The sequence below is a fragment of the Streptomyces sp. NPDC056128 genome (assembly GCF_042263835.1).
Taxonomy (GTDB): domain Bacteria; phylum Actinomycetota; class Actinomycetes; order Streptomycetales; family Streptomycetaceae; genus Streptomyces.
The window spans coordinates 502,321-519,568 of sequence record NZ_JBHJVQ010000002.1 but is presented as its reverse complement, the minus strand read 5'-3'; the positions used below and the strand labels follow the sequence as shown (position 1 = coordinate 519,568).

Below are 17,248 nucleotides of genomic sequence, written 5' to 3'. Positions count from 1 at the left end.
CGGTCTGCACGGGTATGGAGACTCACACACTTGAGACAGCTGGCGCGGACCTCGTCTATGACGTTCGCGGGCCGCTGCCGACCGCAGATGGACGCCCACCGTTGTTCATGATCGGGCAGCCCATGGACGCCGGCGGCTTCGCCGCGCTCGCGGCGCGCTTTCCCGAGCGGACCGTTGCCACTTATGACCCGCGCGGGCTCGGTCGCAGCACCCGTAACGACGGGCGGGTCGATCACACGCCGCAGACCCAGGCCGACGACGTGCACGCCGTCATCGAGGCGCTTGGGGCCGGGCCGGTTGAGATGTTCGCCAGCAGTGGCGGAGCGGTCACCGCGCTCGCGGTCGTGGCGAAGTATCCCGCAGACGTGACCACCCTGGTCGCGCACGAGCCGCCGCTCATCACCCTCACGCCGGACGGCCCGGCAGCCGTGCGGGCCCGGGCCGGTGTCCGGGAGGCGTACGAGCAGCGGGGGTGGGGGGCCGGGATGGCGGCGTTCGTGGCCATGACCTCGTGGCAGGGAGAGTTCACCGACGCGTACTTCGCACAGCCAGAGGCCGATCCCGCCGATCTCGGGCTGCCCACGGAGGATGACGGCTCGCGCGGCGATCCGCTGCTGTCCGACCGGTCTTGGGCGGTCAGCAGCTATCGGCCGGATGTCGACGCGATCGCCGCTGCGCCGACCCGCATGGTGATCGCTGTGGGCGAGGAGTCAGAGGACCTCCAGACCGGACGCACTTCCGTCGCGACCGCTGAGCTTCTCGGGCAGCGGGTGATCGTGTTTCCAAGCCATCACGGCGGGTTCTGCGACGGAGAGTTTGGATATCCGGGGAAGCCGGACGAGTTCGCGAATCGACTGCGGGAGGTCCTTGACGGCGCCTGGTGAGCCAACCGCTGGACGAGTAGATCCGAGTACCTCAGCAGCGGAGGCCGCGAGGTTGTCCGATATGAGGTTGTGCCATCGCCACCTGGCCCCTGCTCAAGAGAGTCCACTCGGGCCCGCGATCGAGATCCGAACTACTCGTCCAGGCATACCCCGGACCTTCCCGCCTCAGGGCGCTCCGACCCTGATCACCATGAGCGCTGGGTACGCGCGGCTGTACTTACCTGGGGAGGTTCGGGCGTACGCCGACACCGGCGGCCACACCGAAGATGCTCGCGATGGAGTTCGCCCGGTTCTTCGGGCTGACCTTCCCCGTCCGGGCCACCCACACCGACGTCGTCGACGCCGTCTGCGCCACCGCCGCGCACGTCCACGTCGACCTGGTCCTGGTGGACGAGCTGCACAACCTCAACCTCGGCTCCCGCTCCGGGGCGGAGCCTCCGACCAGCTGAAGTACTTCGCCGAGCGGCTGCCGGCCACGTTCGCCTACGCGGGCATCGATATCGAGAGCCAGGGCCTGTTCGCCGGCACGCGGGGACGGCAGATCGCCGGACGGTTCGGCGTCATCCCCGCCGCCCCGTTCTCCTACGCCACCACCGCGGACAGGACGCGTGGCGGGGCCTGGTCGGCACGCTGGAATCCATGCTCCGCCTTCACGAGCACGCGCCGGGCACGCTGAGTGCGATGAGCGACTGTCTCTTGTACCGCACCGGCGGCATGATCGGCAGCCTGTCGCAGCTCGTCCGCGGCGCCGCCGTGCTGGCCATCGAGGACCGCGGCGAGGCCATCACCGAGGAGCTGCTGGAGATCGTCCCGATCGACTTCGCCGCCGAGCAGTCCGAACGGCTCACCGCTCTGACCAAGGCGACTGGGCGGCGGAGGCGCGCGGCCTCATGTCCCGCACACTCCCCGACCCCGTTCCGCCTGCCCGGCACGAGATCTCCCCGCCCTACGTCAGCCGCCTGGACCCGCTGCACGGCCTGGACATCAACGGCCTGTGGTTACAGGTCACCCAGCCCGCCTATCCCGGAGCCGGCCGCCGCGTCGTCGTCCCCGAACGGCTCGCCGCGCTCACCGGCCGCAGCGTCCACGCCCTGGCCGGGGCGATGCCGGAATTGCGCGACCCGCCGCCAGAACTGGGAGATGTTCCGTCACCAGCCGCAGACCGGCTGCCACCTCTGCGACGCCCGCCACCCCGGCGGCCGGGTGGTCCGGCTGCTGCCTCACCACACCTACGTCTGCCTGCGGCACGGAACCTGGATCGGGCCGCCCGACATCGACCACCCCGCCGTCGATCTCGCCCGACTTCCGGACATCATCGACGCACAGCGGCGCCACCTGCTTCTGCTGCGGCGCTACGGCTGGGCCGCCACTTACGACGCGGTGCTGACCGGCCTCATGCTCTGCGCGCACATCTGGTCTCCGGAGGGGCGCCCGTCGCCCTTCGGCTCCTGGGACGCCTGGGACGACCGCCTCGACATCCTTATCCCTTTCGACCGGGAGAAGCAGGACTACGTCGGCTTCAGCACCTCGCGGCTGTTCGCCGCGGTCTATCCCGAAGCCGTCGCCCTGGCACCGCTGATCGTTTCGCCCTACTGGCGGCGGCTGGCCGGCGGCACCGAAGCCGAGCAGGCCCGGTTCTTCGCGGAGGTCGCGGGCCGCGTCACCTACCCCTACAACCCGCCCGACCGGAGCGGCGACGCCATCGCACACTGGGCCCTCGCCGACTCCTGGCGACCGCCCAGCCGGACTCTGGCCACCTACAGACCCGGCCGCGCCCGAGGCACCCTCCCCGGCCTCGCAGCGAACCGCCTCGCCCGGCACCAGAAGAGCGCGATGTGGTTCAGCCGCCTCCGCCGGAACCAGGGCCGCACGCTCCTCTTCCACGGCCACCTCAAGCCGGTTCTCCTCGGCGACCGCGAACCCCAGTACGTGAAGTGGGAGGGCACCATCGGGCAGAGCACACGCACCGACGAGCAGATGAAGGAAACGGCCGCGAAAATGCGCGCCGCGCTCGAAGGAACAGACCCTCGCCAGCCACACCAGCACACGGAAACCGCAAGATCGACTTTCACACAACGTCCCGGCCGCCCGCTGCCCGAACGTTCGTCACCGAGGTAGTCAGCGAGCACACCCGCCAAAACGAACTGCAAACGGGCAGCCTGGAACAGCACGGCCGCGTCCCGATTGCTGAGGACGTCGCGCTGGAGCGGCCGGTGGTACGGATCTCGCGGGCCGCGCTCCGTGGAGAACGTCTGCTGCGCGGCCTCCTGTGGGCGTCGCCGCAAGTGACGTCGAGGGCATAGGTGATCCTTCAGCGCGGCCACGATCGCGTCAGGGTGTCGCGAAGCTCCACCACGGTCGCGGGCCCCAGCCTGCTGCCGAGCTCCTCTTCCAGGTCATGAAGAATTCCCAGGGCGACGTCACGGCGCCGGCATCCGGCGTCGGTCAGCCGGATGAGGGTGCTGCGCGGAAACCCGGGCCCCGGCGTGCTCGTCAGGAGACCTTCGTCGATGAGCTGCGTGACGGCGCGGTGCATCGTCTGGCGGGTGACGCCGGCACGGCGGGCCAGCTCGGCAATGCTCAGGGACGCGTCGTGGCCGAGATGCGCGAGCACGGTCGTGTGCGCCGGCGTCACAGGGGCCACTTGCGCGGCCTCCAGGCGCGCCACGAGCTCCTCGGAGAACCATCGGACACCTCGTTGCAGGAGTACGGGCAGCGGCAGATATGCCTCCGAGCAGTCCTCAGCCGTCATGGTTCGCGGGTCTCCTCGCTCGTGATGTACCGTCCTTGTGTCAGCAAAGCTAACGCAGGGAGCGTGGTGGGATGACAGGCTATGACGTCGATGTTCTCGTGGCCGGGGCCGGTCCAGTCGGACTGATGGCGGCATCCCGGCTGGCACGGTCGGGGGTGTCGGTTCGCCTGGTGGATGCCGCGACCGGTCCGGCGACCACCAGCCGCGCGCTGGGCTCCCACGCCCGGAGCCTGGAGATCTACGACCAGCTCGGGATTCTCGGCGAGATCGCACCGCACGGAACGCGGATCAACACGTTCGTCATCCATCAGGACGGCCGTCCGAACCGGCTCGATTTCAACTTCGACGGCCTGCCGACGCGCTTCCCGTACATGTTCAACGTCGATCAGGTGATCATCGAACGCGTCCTTCGTGGAGATGCCGCGTCAACCGGGGTCGCGGTGGAGTGGAACACCAAGCTGGAGTCGTTCCAGTACGACGACGACGCCGTCACGGCCGTGCTGCACAGTGGCGACGGCACCGAAGAGACCGTGCGCGCAAGGTACTTGTGGGGCTGTGACGGCGGGCACTCGACCGTCCGCAAGACCCTCCAGCTCCCCCTGACGGGCGAATCCGCCCACGCGTGGCTGATCGCCGATGCGATCGTGCACACCGATGTGGACATCGACGGGGTGCACTGGCTGTTCCCGCCGGGCGGCGCGCTGATGCTGTTCCCGTTCCCGGAGCCGGGCAAATGGCGGCTGCTGGACACGTCCGGCGAAGGGCAGCCGGAGAACCCTGAGCAGATCGCCCGCCAGTTCAGCACCAAGCTGACACAGGCCCTGGGGCGCGACACCGTCGTGGACAGCCCCAGCTGGACATCGAAGTTCACCATCCAGCAGCGCGCGGTACCCGCGATGCACGTCGGACGGTGCTTCGTCTCGGGGGATGCGGCCCATGTCCACTCCCCGGCATCCGGACAGGGCCTCAACACCGGCATCCAGGATGCGCACAACCTGGCATGGAAGCTGGCCATGGTCATTCACGGCCACGCCGACCCCACGCTCCTCGACACCTACGACGCCGAACGCGTGCCCATCGGCCAGGCCCTGCTCACCTCCACCAGCGAGGTCATGAACACCGTCATGGTCAGCCAGACCCGTACCACCCAAGGCTCCACGGGCTCCATGGACTCCGTGGACTCCGCTCGGGGCTTCCAACGCCAGCTCATCCGGAACATGTCGGGTCTGGCCATCTCCTACCCCGAAAGCCCGCTGACGGTGCCCGGCGACAAACCGGGCGAGGGTCCGCGACCCGGCGAGCGACTCACGCAGCTCTCAGCTGCCGACGCGCAGTCACCCGGCTGGACGATCCTGCGGGCCAAGCTCAGGTCGCCTGCCTGGCACCTGCTGGTCTTCACCGGGAGCGAGGACGCCACCGGGAAGGATCACCTCACCACCGAGACCGGGTCGCTGCCACCCTGGGTGAACGCCGAGACGATCAGCCAGCAGCGCCCGGACGACGACCACGGCGTGTGGGACCCCGACGGACGGGTCCACGACACACTGGCCGCGACCGACGGGGACTGGATCCTCGTCCGCCCCGACGGCTACCTCAGCGCCCGCGGCACCGGAGGCACCAGCCTCCACGCCGCCCTGAACCGGCTGACGAGCCTCCACACGTCGGAGCCGGCACGCGCATGATCAACGGATACCGCCCTCCGAGCCGCAGGGACACGCGGGGCGGGTGAGTTCGGTGGGGCTTCGCCGCGGGACGATGCCGCGGCGAGGCCCCACGACAAGAGGAAAGAGACTCGGATGACTGAGAACGATCTGCCTCTCAACTGGGGGCGCTGGGGTGACACCGACGAGATCGGTGCGCTCAACCTCATTGACGACGCGGCGCGTTCACGCGCCGCAGCCGAAGTACACGACGCGACCTCGGTGAGCCTCGCGCGTCCCACTGCCCCCATACCGCTCACCACTGGCCTCACGCCCGTCGGGAGTCCCGCCACGATGCCCGCGCCCGTCATGCAGGTCGTGAACTTCAACGGAGCCCGGCCCATGGCCCTCACGGACTCCCTGCTCATCAACACGCACAACGCCGGACTGACGCACTTCGACGCGCTCTCTCACATCCCTGTCGGCGACAAGGTCTATCCCGGCGTCCCACTGCAGGACGCCATCACACCAACCGGGGTACGCCACGCCTCCGCCGACCGCGCCGCCGGAGGCATCGTCACGCGGGGCATCCTCCTGGACCTGGCCCCCGACGGCGGCAGTCTCGACGGGGACTACCTCGTCAGCGCAGCAGACCTCGACGCGGCGCTCGACCGAGCAGGTACGTCGGTGCACCCGGGCGACGCGATCGTCGTCCGCGGTGGCTGGGACGTGAACCAGCCCGTGACGCAGCCCGTCCCCGGGCTGGATCTCAGCGCCGTCGACTGGCTGGACAGGCACGGTGCGGCCCTCTATGTCGGCGACATCAGCGACGCCCGCCCACCAAGCTTCCCGATGCCGATGCACCAGGTCGCACTGGCACGGCTCGGACTGCCGCTGGTGGACGCCGCCAACCTCGACGACCTCGCCGAACGGTGCGCCTCCCTACAGCGGTGGAGCTTCATGCTCGTTCTCGCGCCACCGCGCGTCACGGGCACCACGGGGCTCGCGGTCAATCCGATCGCGATCTTCTGATCGCGAACCGAGCTCAGGTCCACCGCGGATCCCTCGTGAGTGCGTGGGCGTCCCATAACACCGACTCTGCGCCCGGCAGGCCGTCCGGACGAGATCTGCACGCATGTCGGCGGCTCCGTGAAGGCACATCTTTCGCTCCGCTGGTCGCCCGCAGCCAGCGCCCTAGCCTCCATCTGCACCGGACAGGCGGCCTCGTCGCTCCTGCGGATCAGGCTCCTCGGTCCTGATGTCCTCTTGGACTGCTACCTCTGTGCGAGGTGCGCGAGCCGTGCGGCCGTCTGGACCGGTCTGCTTCGTCCTGTATTCCGCGGACAGCGAACCGCGGGCCCGTGGACTCGCCGCGCTGCATGCCGCCTTTACGGCGACCTCTAACCACTGGCCCGCGCCGTACCCGAACCGTGACACCGCCGGATTGTCTGCCGTCCGGGCTCAACCCTCCCTCCGAGCTGCCATCAGAACGTCAGCGGCTGCTTCCACTGGATGTCAGTGGACCTGGCATATTCCCGATGGGAAATGAAGGGGGTTCGGAGGACCTGACGAATCCCCAGCGGATTCCCGGTGCCTTCTCCCGAAGGTGGGGCCGCGCTGTAGCGGGCGGGTGGGGCCACCGGCGAGTATGACGGTCATGGCCACCGACCAAAACGTTGTCGCTCTCCGCTCGACATACTCCGTGCCCGTCGTCTTCGGTGCGGGAGCGGCCATCGGTCTTCTGGGCGGGATGATCGGGCTGGGCGGTGCGGAGTTCCGACTGCCTCTGCTGATCGGCCTCTTCGGATTCGCCGCGCTCTCCGCCGTCATCCTGAACAAGGCGATGAGCCTGGTCGTGGTCTTGGTCGCGCTGCCCGCCCGGCTGGCGGCGGTCCCGGCCGCCGAGGTCGCCGCGCGCTGGCCGGTCGCGGTCAACCTGCTTGCCGGGAGCCTGCTGGGCGCGTGGGCTGGAGCCACCTGGGCGGTGCGGATGCGCAGCTCCACCCTCTACAAGGTGCTGGCCGCCCTGATGGTACTCATGGCCGCTGCCCTGCTGGTCACGCACACCACCACGCTCGGGACACTCGCCCTGCCGCTGTGGGCTGAGGTGCCACTCGGGATTGTGGCCGGCTTCGGCATCGGCGTGGTCGCGGCGATCATGGGCGTCGCCGGTGGTGAGCTGCTGATCCCAACGATCGTGCTGTTGTTCGCGGTGGACATCAAGACCGCGGGCAGCCTCTCCCTGCTGGTGTCGCTACCGACAATGCTGGTGGCTTTCGCTCGCTACAGCCGCGACGGCAGCTTCGCGGTGCTGGGAGCCAACCGCCGCTTCACCCTGGTCATGATCACGGGCTCGATCGCCGGGGCCGTGCTCGGCGGGCTGCTGCTCGGCGTGTTCCCGGACCTGGTGCTCATCCCCGCGCTGACCGTGATCCTGCTCGTCTCGGCATTCAAGCTCGCCCGCCACGACTGACCCGGCCTGACGACAGGCCGCACCACCGGTGGCACCCCGGCCCGACATCTTCCTCGACTACGGTGCGCCGAGCGAAGGCCCGTGCGAGAAGGAGTTGCTGATGAACACGGTGGGAGCCCCGACGGGCGCGATGAAGCGTCGTCTGGGCGTGTCCGACGCGGTGGTAATCGGCCTGGGTTCCATGATCGGGGCCGGGATCTTCGCAGCCCTCGGCCCTGCGGCTGGCGCCGCCGGTTCCGGGTTGCTGCTCGCCCTGGCCCTGGCCGCGGTCGTCGCTTACTGCAACGCCACTTCCTCGGCACGGCTGGCCGCCCTCTATCCGCAGTCCGGCGGTGCCTACGTCTACGGCCGCGAACGCCTGGGCGACTTCTGGGGCCACCTCGCGGGCTGGGCGTTCATTGTCGGCAAGACCGCCTCCTGCGCGGCCATGGCCCTCACCGTCGGCACATACCTGTGGCCCGGCCAAACACACGCGGTGGCGGTGGCCGCCGTGGTGGCACTGACCGCGGTCAACTACGCCGGGGTGCAGAAGTCCGCTCTCCTCACCCGCGTCCTCGTCGCAATCGTGCTGGCCGTCCTCGCCGCGGTGGTCGTCACCGCCCTGACCTCCGCTTCCGCGGACACCGCGCGGCTGAACATAGGCGCGGACGCCACCGTCGGCGGCGTACTCCAGGCCGCGGGCCTGCTGTTCTTCGCCTTCGCCGGCTACGCCCGTATCGCCACCCTCGGCGAGGAAGTCCGCGACCCCGCCCGCACCATCCCCCGCGCCATCCCGATCGCGCTCGGCATCACCCTCGCCGTCTACACGCTCGTCGCCGTCGCCGTCCTGACCGTGCTGGGCCCCGGCGGACTGGCGAACGCCGCTGCCCCGCTGTCGAACGCCGCACGGGCGGCGGGTGCCGACTGGCTGGTGCCCGTCGTCCGCGTCGGCGGCGCCGTCGCCGCGCTCGGCTCACTGCTCGCCCTGATCCTCGGGGTCTCCCGCACCACCTTGGCCATGGCCCGCGACCGCCACCTCCCGCACGCCCTGTCCGCCATCCATCCCCGCTACGGAGTTCCACACCGCGCCGAACTGGCCGTCGGCGCCGTCGTCGCCCTGCTCGCCGCGACCACCGACTTGCGAGGGGCCATCGGCTTCTCCTCCTTCGGCGTCCTGGCGTACTACGCCATCGCCAACGCCTCCGCCTGGACCCTCACCCCCGAAGAGGGCCGACCCAACCGCCTCGTCCCTGTCATCGGCCTGGCCGGCTGCGCAGTCCTCGCCTTCGCTCTCCCCCTGAGCACCGTCATGTCCGGCGCGGCAGTCCTCATCCTTGGGGCCGGCGTCTACGGCCTGCACCGACTCCGCCGGACAGGGCATTGACGCGGTCCGTCCGATCCGCGACCAGAACCACTGACGGTGTCCCGGCACCGACAGCGGGCTGGGTGCCGTACGCGCTGGCGGGCGATCGGCCGGAGGGGGAAGCGGACTCCCGATCGGCGGGGGCTCATGACCGCCATGCGTCGCCCCTGCTGTTGGGTCGAGCGGTCTTGGTTGATCCCTGCCCGACCCAACAGCGCCTGGTGACATGACGAAGGTCCCCGCTCAGAGCCGGAGCGGGGACCTTCGTCATGCTGGCCGTATGGCCTCTCGGCCGACGGCTATGCGTTCAAGGGCCATTCACCGAACGGCACCGGCGCCTGGCCGTGTGCTTCGAGCACGGCTTCCTCCGAACCGCACGGGGTACAGATGGAGACCTCGCGGTCGCTGGTAAGCCGGGAACGTGCGGGCCGTTCACCGAGCGGGCCGACGCAGCGAGGACAGCGAGTGTCGGGCACGGGTCACTCCTCGGGGTGCTCGCGGGCGGACTTGAGAATCAGGTTCCAGGTCGGGCGGGAGTAGGTCTTCTCCGTCTGCCCCTGAAGCTCGGGGATCAGCTCGGCGTTCTTCGCCCCGGGGTTCGCCGCGATGGCCTGCCGGGCAAGGGTCAGCCGCTCGTCTCCCTGGTAGGGATAGGACAGTCCGCGGCGGCCCGCGGGCCGTCCGCCGGCGTGCCCGCGACCCTTGCGGTCAGCGAGGTACTGCCACAGCCGCCAGCGCTTCCACTTCGGGCGGCGCCGGGTCGGAAGCTCGTCCCAGTCGTCCGGTGCCGGCCACCCCTCGGGCGGGTTCTTTACGTAGTGGGAGACGGTGGTGGAATCGGCGAAACCGCAGACCTTCGCAGCTTCGGCGGGGCCGACCATCTCTTCGGGGTCGCCGTCGAGCTTCGGCGGGTTGGTGGTGCTGGCGGCGGCGCGCTGCCGCTGAAGCTCGTGGTGCCACGTCGCCCATACGTCGCCGTCCCAGTGCATGACGCCGTCGATGGTGTCCGCGACGGGCGGGTGCCCATTGTTCTCCCGGTCGGTCCAGAGGTTCTGAAGCGTCGACTCGCTGATGCCGTGGACCTCGCGCAGACCCGCGCGTGAGTAGAGCGTGCGGCCGGTCTTGCTGGACACGGTCGCCTCCTGTTCTTGGTCGGGGTCGTGACCGCTCAGCGCGGTCACTGAATGTCGTCCGGGTCCGGGGCCGGCGCCCACGTACGGCTGCCCGCCGGTTCGAGCCGGGTGAGGGTGGCTACGTCGGCCAGGGGGACAGCGCCGGCCCAGTCGGCGCGGCCGGGGTGGTCGACGGGGAGGTTGAGTACGAGGTGCCGGCCGGTCGGGGGGAAGTCCTCGACGATGACGAAGGTGTCGTTGGGGTGGGCGCCGATGCTGTTACCCCTGGTGAGCTGGGCGATGTCGCCGGGCTGGGGACAGTCGGGGTGTCGGTCACATAGCATGGTGTGGTCTTTCTGGTGAGAGAGACACCGACGGCCAGCGCCTTGTTGCCCTTGTGCGCTGGCCGTCATCTTGTGCGTGAGGTGGGCGGCGCCCATACGGACGCTCGGCCGGTCGGAGGTTACCCGCCCCGCTGACGGCCGAGTAATTAAACCACCTTTAGGTTGAGCGGGGCGGGCCCCTGATCCGGAGGACGGCGGTCATCAGAAGAGGGCCCCTTGACCCGCGGGGCGGTGGCCCCGGCCGTGCGGTGGCCGGGTGATGCGGAGTTCGTAGCGGGGACGTCCCGCGTGCGGCGGGGCGTGAGCTTCGCGGCGGTGTCGGCGCCAGGTCACGACGGGGGCGCCCTGGTCGATCCATTCCGCCGGGTACCGGGCAATGAGCTGTGCCCAGCGGCTCCGGCTCCGCGGGACGGCCCACCGGTCCTCGACCGTGGTGATCGGTGGCAGCGTCCGCCAGCCGGGAAACGCATGGTCGTGGGCGTCCGCCACCGCTTCGTTGTCACCACTCCCGAACCCGTCGCCGGAGTGCACGAGGCCTTGCCACTCGCACGCGAGACACCCGCCGCGGAACTGCTGCTCGTCCCGCCGGCGGCCGGTCGGCCGACTGCGGGAGAGCAGGGTCGGGGCGTGGTGTACGGGCGGGCCCAGCTCATGGCCGAGGTCGCAGTACGCGCCGCCGGGGTGTCCGGACTGGATGTGCCACGCCTGCCCGGCGTTCTCGGGTCGGTGGCGTGTCCGCGCGTTGCGCACTCGCCAGTAGTAGCTCTGCCGTGCTCGTGCTCCGGGCGGCTCGGCTACGGTGATGGTCACGACTTCCTGCTTCCGGCCGCGAGGACTTCGCGAAGCGGGTCCGCCAGTGCGGCCTGTTCGTCGGAGGCGTCGAGGAACCGCGGCGCGTACGCGCGGCGCACCGCGCGGCGGGCGTCCTGATGGCGGTCGACTTCCGGGTAGTACGGGGACCGGTCGAGGACGCCATAGCCGTGCTGGGTGAGCACGTCGGCGATGAGCGACCGGACGCGTACCGGGTCGAGGGCGGAGAGGTCGTTTTCCCCCGGGGCCGCGAGGAGTACGCGGATCAGCTCGGTCGCGCTGAGCCGGGGGTGGAGGGGAACGCTGACCCGATGGACGCCGTCCCGGCTGGGGGTGGCGGCTCCTCGGCGGCTCGGCGTCCTGGTGGTGCTGCGGGATTCTGTCGTCTCGTCCATCGTGCCGGCCTTCGATGACTCGGGATGTTGGTGGGCGTCGGGTGTCAGAACAGCGCGTGTTCGGCGCGGGCGGCGGCGGTGCGGAACGTGTGGGCGGCGTCGACGGCCTCGACGGACGGAGGGGTGAAGGTTTTCGCGAGGATGCCGAACGCGTGGTCGCGGGCGTCGTTGATGCGGTCCCAGTCGTACGTCCAGCCGGCTTCTCCCCGCCCGTGGCCGGCGGCGACTTCGAGGGCGCCGCACGGCCAGCACGGCAGCGTGACCGTACGGCCGGGAACGGCGAACAACCGGGTCCCCTGGTGGATGCCGACGTGTTCGATGTGGCGGGCGGCCCTTTCCAGGATCTCGGCCGGGGTGTCCGCGATGACGATGCTCTCCGGGGTGTGGCGGGTCGGCACGGTGCTGTCCCTCGGGAAGCGGGGGCGGCAGCGGCGCGCTGCTGCCGCCGCCCCTCGGTCGGGCCGCTAGTCGTAGGCGGGGATCAACCGGCGGACCTTGTCCTCTCCGATGCACCCGCCCTTGTGACGGCGCGCGCTCGGCGGCTCTCCGTTGCGCCCGCGCAGGTGCGACCAGAACTTCGGGCCTTGCCAGTCACACAATTCGCAGCTGAGGAACCAGTGGTTATCACTGCCGGGGAACCCGGTGAGAACTGCCCGCCAATAGTGGGCCGTGATTCCCGCGAACGCGATCAGCGCGCCCTCGATGTTGCGATCGTTGACCGGCATCCGCGGGTGCAGGAGAGGCACCGGCCCGCACGACGGCGTGGGGGCCTCGGCGAGCACCCGGTCCAGGGGGAGGGCGCCGATCCGACCGGCGGCGTACTCCTCCGCGAGATGGGCGGCGGCCATGTCGGTGCCGGGGGTTCCCTTCGGCGGGCGGCGGAGGTTGCGTTCGCCCTCGGTGGTGAGGACGAGCCAATCCCGGTGCCACCTGTAGGCGCGGCCGATGACCTGGTCTTCGCCGATGATCACGGGGTATCGGCGCTGGATGTCGGGGGCGCCGACGCGGTACGTCGGGACGGTGGTGCTGCCCTCGGTCGCGGGGGCGATGAGCCTGCCCGCTTCGGTGTCGGGGACGGTGATGGTCGCGGGTCGTTCGAGGAGTTGCGTGGTCATGGTGGCGCCCTGTTCTGGTGAGAGAGGGACCCGCCCCGGCGTGCTCGGCCGCCGGGGCGGGCGGGGGCGTAGTTACGCGGCCTCGGCCGGGGCCTGCGGGGAGGCGGTCCAATCACGGCACGGGGTGATGCTCAGGTCTGCAAGAACCTGGTCCAAGCTCCGGTTGTCCGGGACCCATTCCCAGTCGGCGCCCTCGGTGCCGGGCCGCTCGGTCCAAGTGAGCATGTACGAGCGGCCGGAGGTGCGGGGGTCGCCGCACACGGCCTGTGCCTCGCGGCGAGTCATCGCCCACAAGGCGCGCTTGCGGGAGCGGCTGGAGTTCTTCGAGGCGATCAGCACCAGCGCCATGCCCTCCTGCCAGTTCGCACCTGCGACTGGGGCCGCCACGGGGGTCGGCTTCTCCGCCGGCACCGGCTCCTCGATCGGCGGGGACTGCTCGGCCCGCTCCTGGTGTTCGATGGCCTCGGCCTGGTGCGTTCGCCGCATCTCGTCGGCGCTCTTGCGCCCGGACACGTCGTCGTACGGGACGGTCCAGGTCCAGTCGTCGTGTCGGTTGCCGGTGGCACGGACGATGCGCTTGTCGGCGCCGTTGTGGATGTGCGGGATGGTCACCGTCTTCGGGTTGACCCGCAGGGCCTCGTACCAGGTTCCGCGGTGGAGAACGAAGTCACCACGCGTGAAGTCGGCCTTCGACCAGACCTTGACGCCTTCGGCCTCGGCGTCCTTGATGATCTGCTCCCAGTGCTCGATCTCTTCGGTCAGTTCCGCGTGCCGGATCGTCAGCTCGGGGTCGTCGGGGTTGCGGGACTGACCCTTGGCGGACTCGCCGCGCTGCCACTTCCCGACCGCGCGGAGGTCGGCCCGCAACTTGCTGAGACGGCGGAGCGTGCGCCCAGGGTCCTTCTTGAACCGCTCGTAGTTCGCAGCGGCCTGCGCCCGGCCGGTCCAGTGGTCGGCGCGGTCGCGGTCGCCGATGCTCTTGCGCATCGCGTCGTCCATCCGCGCGTGATCACGGCGGGCCCGGCCCTCGGAGTGGTGGCCGACGAGGATCGGCTGACTGAAGGCGAACCGCTCGGATATCTCGTGACTCGACTTCCACGCGGCCTCGGAGTTCCGGGCCGCGCTGGCGGCGTACCCGCCGAACCTCTCCGCCCGGCCCTCCGCCTTCTCCTCCCGCTCCTCCTCGGCCTCGGAGAACGAGCGACGGTCGGCGTTGTCGATGGTCAGCGTGACCTCGAAGCCTGCGCCCTGGAGGCGCTGCTGAAGGAGTTGGAGCGAGGGCGTGTAGGTGGCGTGGTCGCGGCTGTGCGGGAGGTACCAGCAGTCAAGGTTCCTGCTCCAGCGGAAGGGCTGGCGCTGGGTGCGACCGTACTCGCGGAGTCGCAGGATCTTGGCCGATCCGTCGCCCCGGCTGGTCCCCTCGATCAGGGTTCCTTCACGGCGGGTGTGGGTGATCTCGATAGTCACTGAACTGGTCTTTTCTGGTGAGAGATTGTGGTCCGGCCGCAGGGCGGACCGTGTGCTGGCAGCGGCGCTGCACCACCGACGCGGGCCGTGAGGGACGATCGGCTCGCGGGTCGTCGCGCCTGCGCGGCGACAGGGGGCTGCCGCGCCCCCGCGGGGCGCGTCCGCTGCGGTCCGGTGCTCGTCGTCGGTCGGCGGAGTCGGCCGGCGGCGGTGAACGCACCGGACCTGTCCTGCCGGTGTCCGCTTGGGTGCTGGGGGCCTGCCGGTCCGGGCGTGTTGCCCTCCCCCGGACCGGTGGGGCCTTGGTGTCAGCTGCGGTGGAGCGTGTGGCGGGCGGCCGGGTCGGCGTCGGCCAGTCCGGTCCGGTCGCGCCATGCCTTGCGGACGGCGGCGCGGAGCGCGTCCCCGTCGTCGTAGGCGAACCGGCCTTGGCGCAGGCTGCGGACGATGTCGCGGAAGGTGTCGCCGTGCATCGTGGTGAGCGTGTCGTCCAGCGGGGTCAGCTCGTGCGGGAACATCGCCTGGACGCTGTCGCCCGGCTGCGGGGCACCGAGGGTGAAGAACCAGACCACGGACATGGTGGCCTCGTCCGCGAACTCCGGCCCGCCGAACGGGCCGACCACGACGGCCGGACGAGTGTCGAGCTGATGGCCCCGGTGCCAAGGTCCGCCGATCACGAGCGTGGCGGTGGGGAAGGCCTGGACTGTGGGCTTCTGGTCGGTGGTGAGCATGTCGTGTCCCATCTGGTGAGAGGTTCCGCCGGGGCCGGTCGGCCCCGGCGGGGGTGTCGGTAGGGGGGTTGCCCTCCCCCTACCGGCACAATTAATTAAACCATGTTTTTGAGTCTGGGTCAACCAGTCATGGCAAGTTCGCGGCGGCGCTCGGCGGCCATCGTGACGGCGCGGACGATGGCGCGGCCGGTCTCGATGGTCCGTACGGCGGACTCGTGAATCGGGGGCTTCTTGTCCTGGGTGATGATGCCCGCGAGCGGCGGCATGACGGCGGGCCCCGGATCGATGTTCAGGATGAGCGCGGCAACGTGGGCGGCTGAGGCGACTTCGGCGGCGTGCTGGCCGGGAAGGGGGGCGTCCGCCTCGGCGATGCGCCGCCACGCGTGGCCGTACAGGAGGATACGGATGGCGCTGTCTGGGGCTTCCTGGGTGAAGTCGAACCCTCCGGCCTGCTCGGGGTCCTCGCGGTACTGGTCGCGGTACTGGTTCACCAGGACATCGCGGATGACCTCGGCGGCGAGCGGGGCGGCGGCGGGCGGCTCGTAGGCATCGCCGTCGGTCTGGCTGATGTCGAAAACCGGCCCGGCCTTGAAGCCGGACACCTTGCGCACCTCGCCCTCGGCGGCCTCACCGGCGGCCCCTCGCTGCCCGCCGCCGGCGACTGCGGCCGTGGCCTCCTTGCCACCGTCGGGCCGCCGCTTGATCGGCGTCCAGATACGGAGGGAGGTGGACCCCTTGACCGGGAAGCGCCCGACCTTTCGCCAGTCTCCGGAGCTGAGTACGTGAGTGGCGTGCGGGCACTGGGCGGCGACGGCGATGCAATTGGCGGGGCTGCGGTCGTCGCGGTCCGGGTGGGTCAGCTTCGCGGCCGTGCGCATGACGGTGGCCCAGAATTCTTCCCTTGCGACCATCGCGCCGTACGCGCGATCCATGACGGCTTCGAGTTCACCGCGCATCTTGGCGCTGTAGGCCCGGCGCTCTTCGTCGGTCATCTTCGGCTTACGGGACATGTCGCGGTCCTCCTGATGAGAGATCGACTTGCGGGGCCAGCTGGCCCCGCAATGCTGGTCGGGGGGTTGCCCTCCCCCTTCCGGCATCACTAATTAAACCATGTTCTAGGGGTAGGGTCAACCCGCATAGGGGAAGCGACCTGCCCTTTTCAGCTACTTGCCCGCACCCGCCCGGCCGGGCTCGGCCACAACGGGCCTGGGCGGGGTTCCCTCCTCGGTCGGACAGCTCCGCCGTATCAAGGTTCCGGGCGCGGTGTCCTGGCTCGCGCAGCGACCGCGCAGCGGCCCGGCCTGGACACCGTGCCCGGGTTCCTGGTACGCCCCCCGGGTGTCCAGCCGAGGAGGGAACTCCGCCTCCCCCACCCGCACCACAACGGCGCGGCACCCGACCAACCAGCCCCCACCCCCTCCGAGGAGGACCCGCCGGAGGCTGTTCTTGGATGGCCGGCACCCACGGTCGTCGACCGCGGGCGCTCCAGACCCTAGGCAGGTCAAGAGGTAGGTCGACCCCGGCGTGCGCAGTGCAATGCCGCCCAGCCTGCTGACCGCTGGCCTTGCCGTTGCGGATGAAACAACACGGCCGACGACAGATGGGTCAGCCTTCTGCGGAGTGCGGTGCACGGGTACGCGGCGAGCTGCCGGTAGGTGGCGTGCCACTCGTCTTGGGCACGGTGCAGATCGTCGTCAGGAATCGTCTCTCGATGCCCGTGCCTGAAGCGCGGCCTACACCTTGGGGTTGGAGCCGTAGACCTCGTCTCCGGCCGCTCAACCGGCCCAGGGCCCGGCGTCAACGAACCGCTCGATCATCGCAGTGGCCTGCTCTGGAAGGTGCGCTCGTCGTCGAGGCCGGCCGCCGTACAGCGGGTAGGGTCTGTCGTCCACGAGCGTGGGATGTACAAATCCCGGTCCAGCGCGGCGTGTCCGCGGGTACCGGCGTAGACAAGACGGACGGCGACCTGGGAGCTCTCGATTCGCTTGGCGGTGCCGGTGTACTGCCGTTGGAGGCCCCCCGTCTGGCGGCCCTTCTTCACCTCCCCGGTCTCGTCGACGACCGGCACCGCCGCCTCGTCGGCCAATCACGCAACAATGTCGTCTCGCACCGCGTCGGCGTCCCAGGAAGCCCGGCACGGGAGGTCCTGCGTGCCGTGTGGGGTGGCGACCCCGGTCGTCCTT

Annotated in this window: 17 protein-coding genes and 1 pseudogene; 7 read left to right on the top strand and 11 right to left on the bottom strand. The window is 70.2% G+C overall.

Features of this window, described 5'->3' with window-relative positions; genetic code table 11:
- The first annotated feature begins 14 nt into the window (after window positions 1-14).
- The 3 genes from ACFC1X_RS06225 to ACFC1X_RS06215 all read left to right on the top strand — a co-directional run bounded on the left by ACFC1X_RS06225 (window position 15) and on the right by ACFC1X_RS06215 (window position 3,002).
- A complete protein-coding gene (locus ACFC1X_RS06225; RefSeq protein WP_376349208.1) occupies window positions 15-884 on the top strand; it encodes an alpha/beta fold hydrolase in 870 nt (289 codons plus the stop codon).
- A gap of 275 nt (window positions 885-1,159) precedes the next feature.
- Window positions 1,160-1,333 carry a hypothetical protein gene (locus ACFC1X_RS06220; RefSeq protein WP_376349206.1) on the top strand — a complete coding sequence of 58 codons (174 nt, stop codon included), beginning with the start codon at window positions 1,160-1,162 and terminating at the stop codon, window positions 1,331-1,333.
- A gap of 190 nt (window positions 1,334-1,523) precedes the next feature.
- Window positions 1,524-3,002, top strand: coding sequence for a hypothetical protein (locus ACFC1X_RS06215; protein WP_376349204.1), 1,479 nt, complete (start codon window positions 1,524-1,526; stop codon window positions 3,000-3,002).
- Window positions 3,003-3,195: 193 nt separating this feature from the next.
- On the opposite strand, the gene ACFC1X_RS06210 is transcribed toward ACFC1X_RS06215, so the two are convergent.
- Window positions 3,196-3,636, bottom strand: coding sequence for a MarR family winged helix-turn-helix transcriptional regulator (locus ACFC1X_RS06210; RefSeq protein WP_376349202.1), 441 nt, complete (start codon window positions 3,634-3,636; stop codon window positions 3,196-3,198).
- A 71-nt stretch (window positions 3,637-3,707) separates the two neighbouring features.
- Here ACFC1X_RS06210 and ACFC1X_RS06205 point away from each other — a divergent pair, with 71 nt between their 5' ends.
- The 4 genes from ACFC1X_RS06205 (at window position 3,708) to ACFC1X_RS06190 (ending at window position 9,112) form a co-directional block, all read left to right on the top strand.
- Window positions 3,708-5,318: an FAD-dependent monooxygenase gene (locus ACFC1X_RS06205; protein WP_376349200.1), complete on the top strand. Its 1,611-nt coding sequence runs from the start codon at window positions 3,708-3,710 to the stop codon at window positions 5,316-5,318.
- A gap of 114 nt (window positions 5,319-5,432) precedes the next feature.
- Window positions 5,433-6,308 (top strand): cyclase family protein, encoded by an 876-nt coding sequence (locus ACFC1X_RS06200; RefSeq protein WP_376349198.1) that lies wholly within the window; start codon window positions 5,433-5,435, stop codon window positions 6,306-6,308.
- Between the two features lie 625 nt (window positions 6,309-6,933).
- Window positions 6,934-7,749, top strand: coding sequence for a TSUP family transporter (locus ACFC1X_RS06195; protein ID WP_376349197.1), 816 nt, complete (start codon window positions 6,934-6,936; stop codon window positions 7,747-7,749).
- 100 nt (window positions 7,750-7,849) lie between these two features.
- Window positions 7,850-9,112, top strand: coding sequence for an APC family permease (locus tag ACFC1X_RS06190; RefSeq protein ID WP_376349195.1), 1,263 nt, complete (start codon window positions 7,850-7,852; stop codon window positions 9,110-9,112).
- Window positions 9,113-9,570: 458 nt separating this feature from the next.
- Here ACFC1X_RS06190 and ACFC1X_RS06185 read toward each other — a convergent pair whose 3' ends face one another.
- The 10 genes and pseudogenes from ACFC1X_RS06185 to ACFC1X_RS06140 form a co-directional block, all read right to left on the bottom strand.
- Entirely contained in the window at window positions 9,571-10,224 is a 654-nt protein-coding gene (locus tag ACFC1X_RS06185; RefSeq protein ID WP_376349193.1) for a hypothetical protein, read from the bottom strand.
- Window positions 10,225-10,268: 44 nt separating this feature from the next.
- Window positions 10,269-10,547 (bottom strand): DUF6211 family protein, encoded by a 279-nt coding sequence (locus ACFC1X_RS06180; RefSeq protein ID WP_376349191.1) that lies wholly within the window; start codon window positions 10,545-10,547, stop codon window positions 10,269-10,271.
- Between the two features lie 201 nt (window positions 10,548-10,748).
- On the bottom strand, window positions 10,749-11,357 hold the full coding sequence (locus tag ACFC1X_RS06175; protein WP_376349189.1) for a DUF6349 family protein: 609 nt from the start codon (window positions 11,355-11,357) through the stop codon (window positions 10,749-10,751).
- Window positions 11,354-11,752, bottom strand: a complete 399-nt coding sequence (locus ACFC1X_RS06170) for a DUF6181 family protein (RefSeq protein ID WP_376349187.1) — start codon at window positions 11,750-11,752, stop codon at window positions 11,354-11,356. Before ACFC1X_RS06170 ends, ACFC1X_RS06175 begins: the two co-directional genes overlap by 4 nt.
- A gap of 44 nt (window positions 11,753-11,796) precedes the next feature.
- Window positions 11,797-12,150 (bottom strand): DUF6197 family protein, encoded by a 354-nt coding sequence (locus ACFC1X_RS06165; RefSeq protein WP_376349185.1) that lies wholly within the window; start codon window positions 12,148-12,150, stop codon window positions 11,797-11,799.
- Window positions 12,151-12,216: 66 nt separating this feature from the next.
- Window positions 12,217-12,867 carry a hypothetical protein gene (locus ACFC1X_RS06160; RefSeq protein WP_376349183.1) on the bottom strand — a complete coding sequence of 217 codons (651 nt, stop codon included), beginning with the start codon at window positions 12,865-12,867 and terminating at the stop codon, window positions 12,217-12,219.
- Window positions 12,868-12,939: 72 nt separating this feature from the next.
- Complete coding sequence (locus ACFC1X_RS06155; protein WP_376349181.1) at window positions 12,940-14,334, bottom strand: DUF3560 domain-containing protein; 1,395 nt, start codon at window positions 14,332-14,334, stop codon at window positions 12,940-12,942.
- Between the two features lie 308 nt (window positions 14,335-14,642).
- On the bottom strand, window positions 14,643-15,077 hold the full coding sequence (locus tag ACFC1X_RS06150) for a DUF6409 family protein (protein WP_376349179.1): 435 nt from the start codon (window positions 15,075-15,077) through the stop codon (window positions 14,643-14,645).
- Window positions 15,078-15,184: 107 nt separating this feature from the next.
- Window positions 15,185-16,075, bottom strand: coding sequence for a hypothetical protein (locus ACFC1X_RS06145; RefSeq protein WP_376349178.1), 891 nt, complete (start codon window positions 16,073-16,075; stop codon window positions 15,185-15,187).
- Window positions 16,076-16,843: 768 nt separating this feature from the next.
- Window positions 16,844-17,238 (bottom strand): annotated as a pseudogene (locus tag ACFC1X_RS06140) (transposase); the annotation flags it as partial.
- Window positions 17,239-17,248 lie beyond the last annotated feature (10 nt).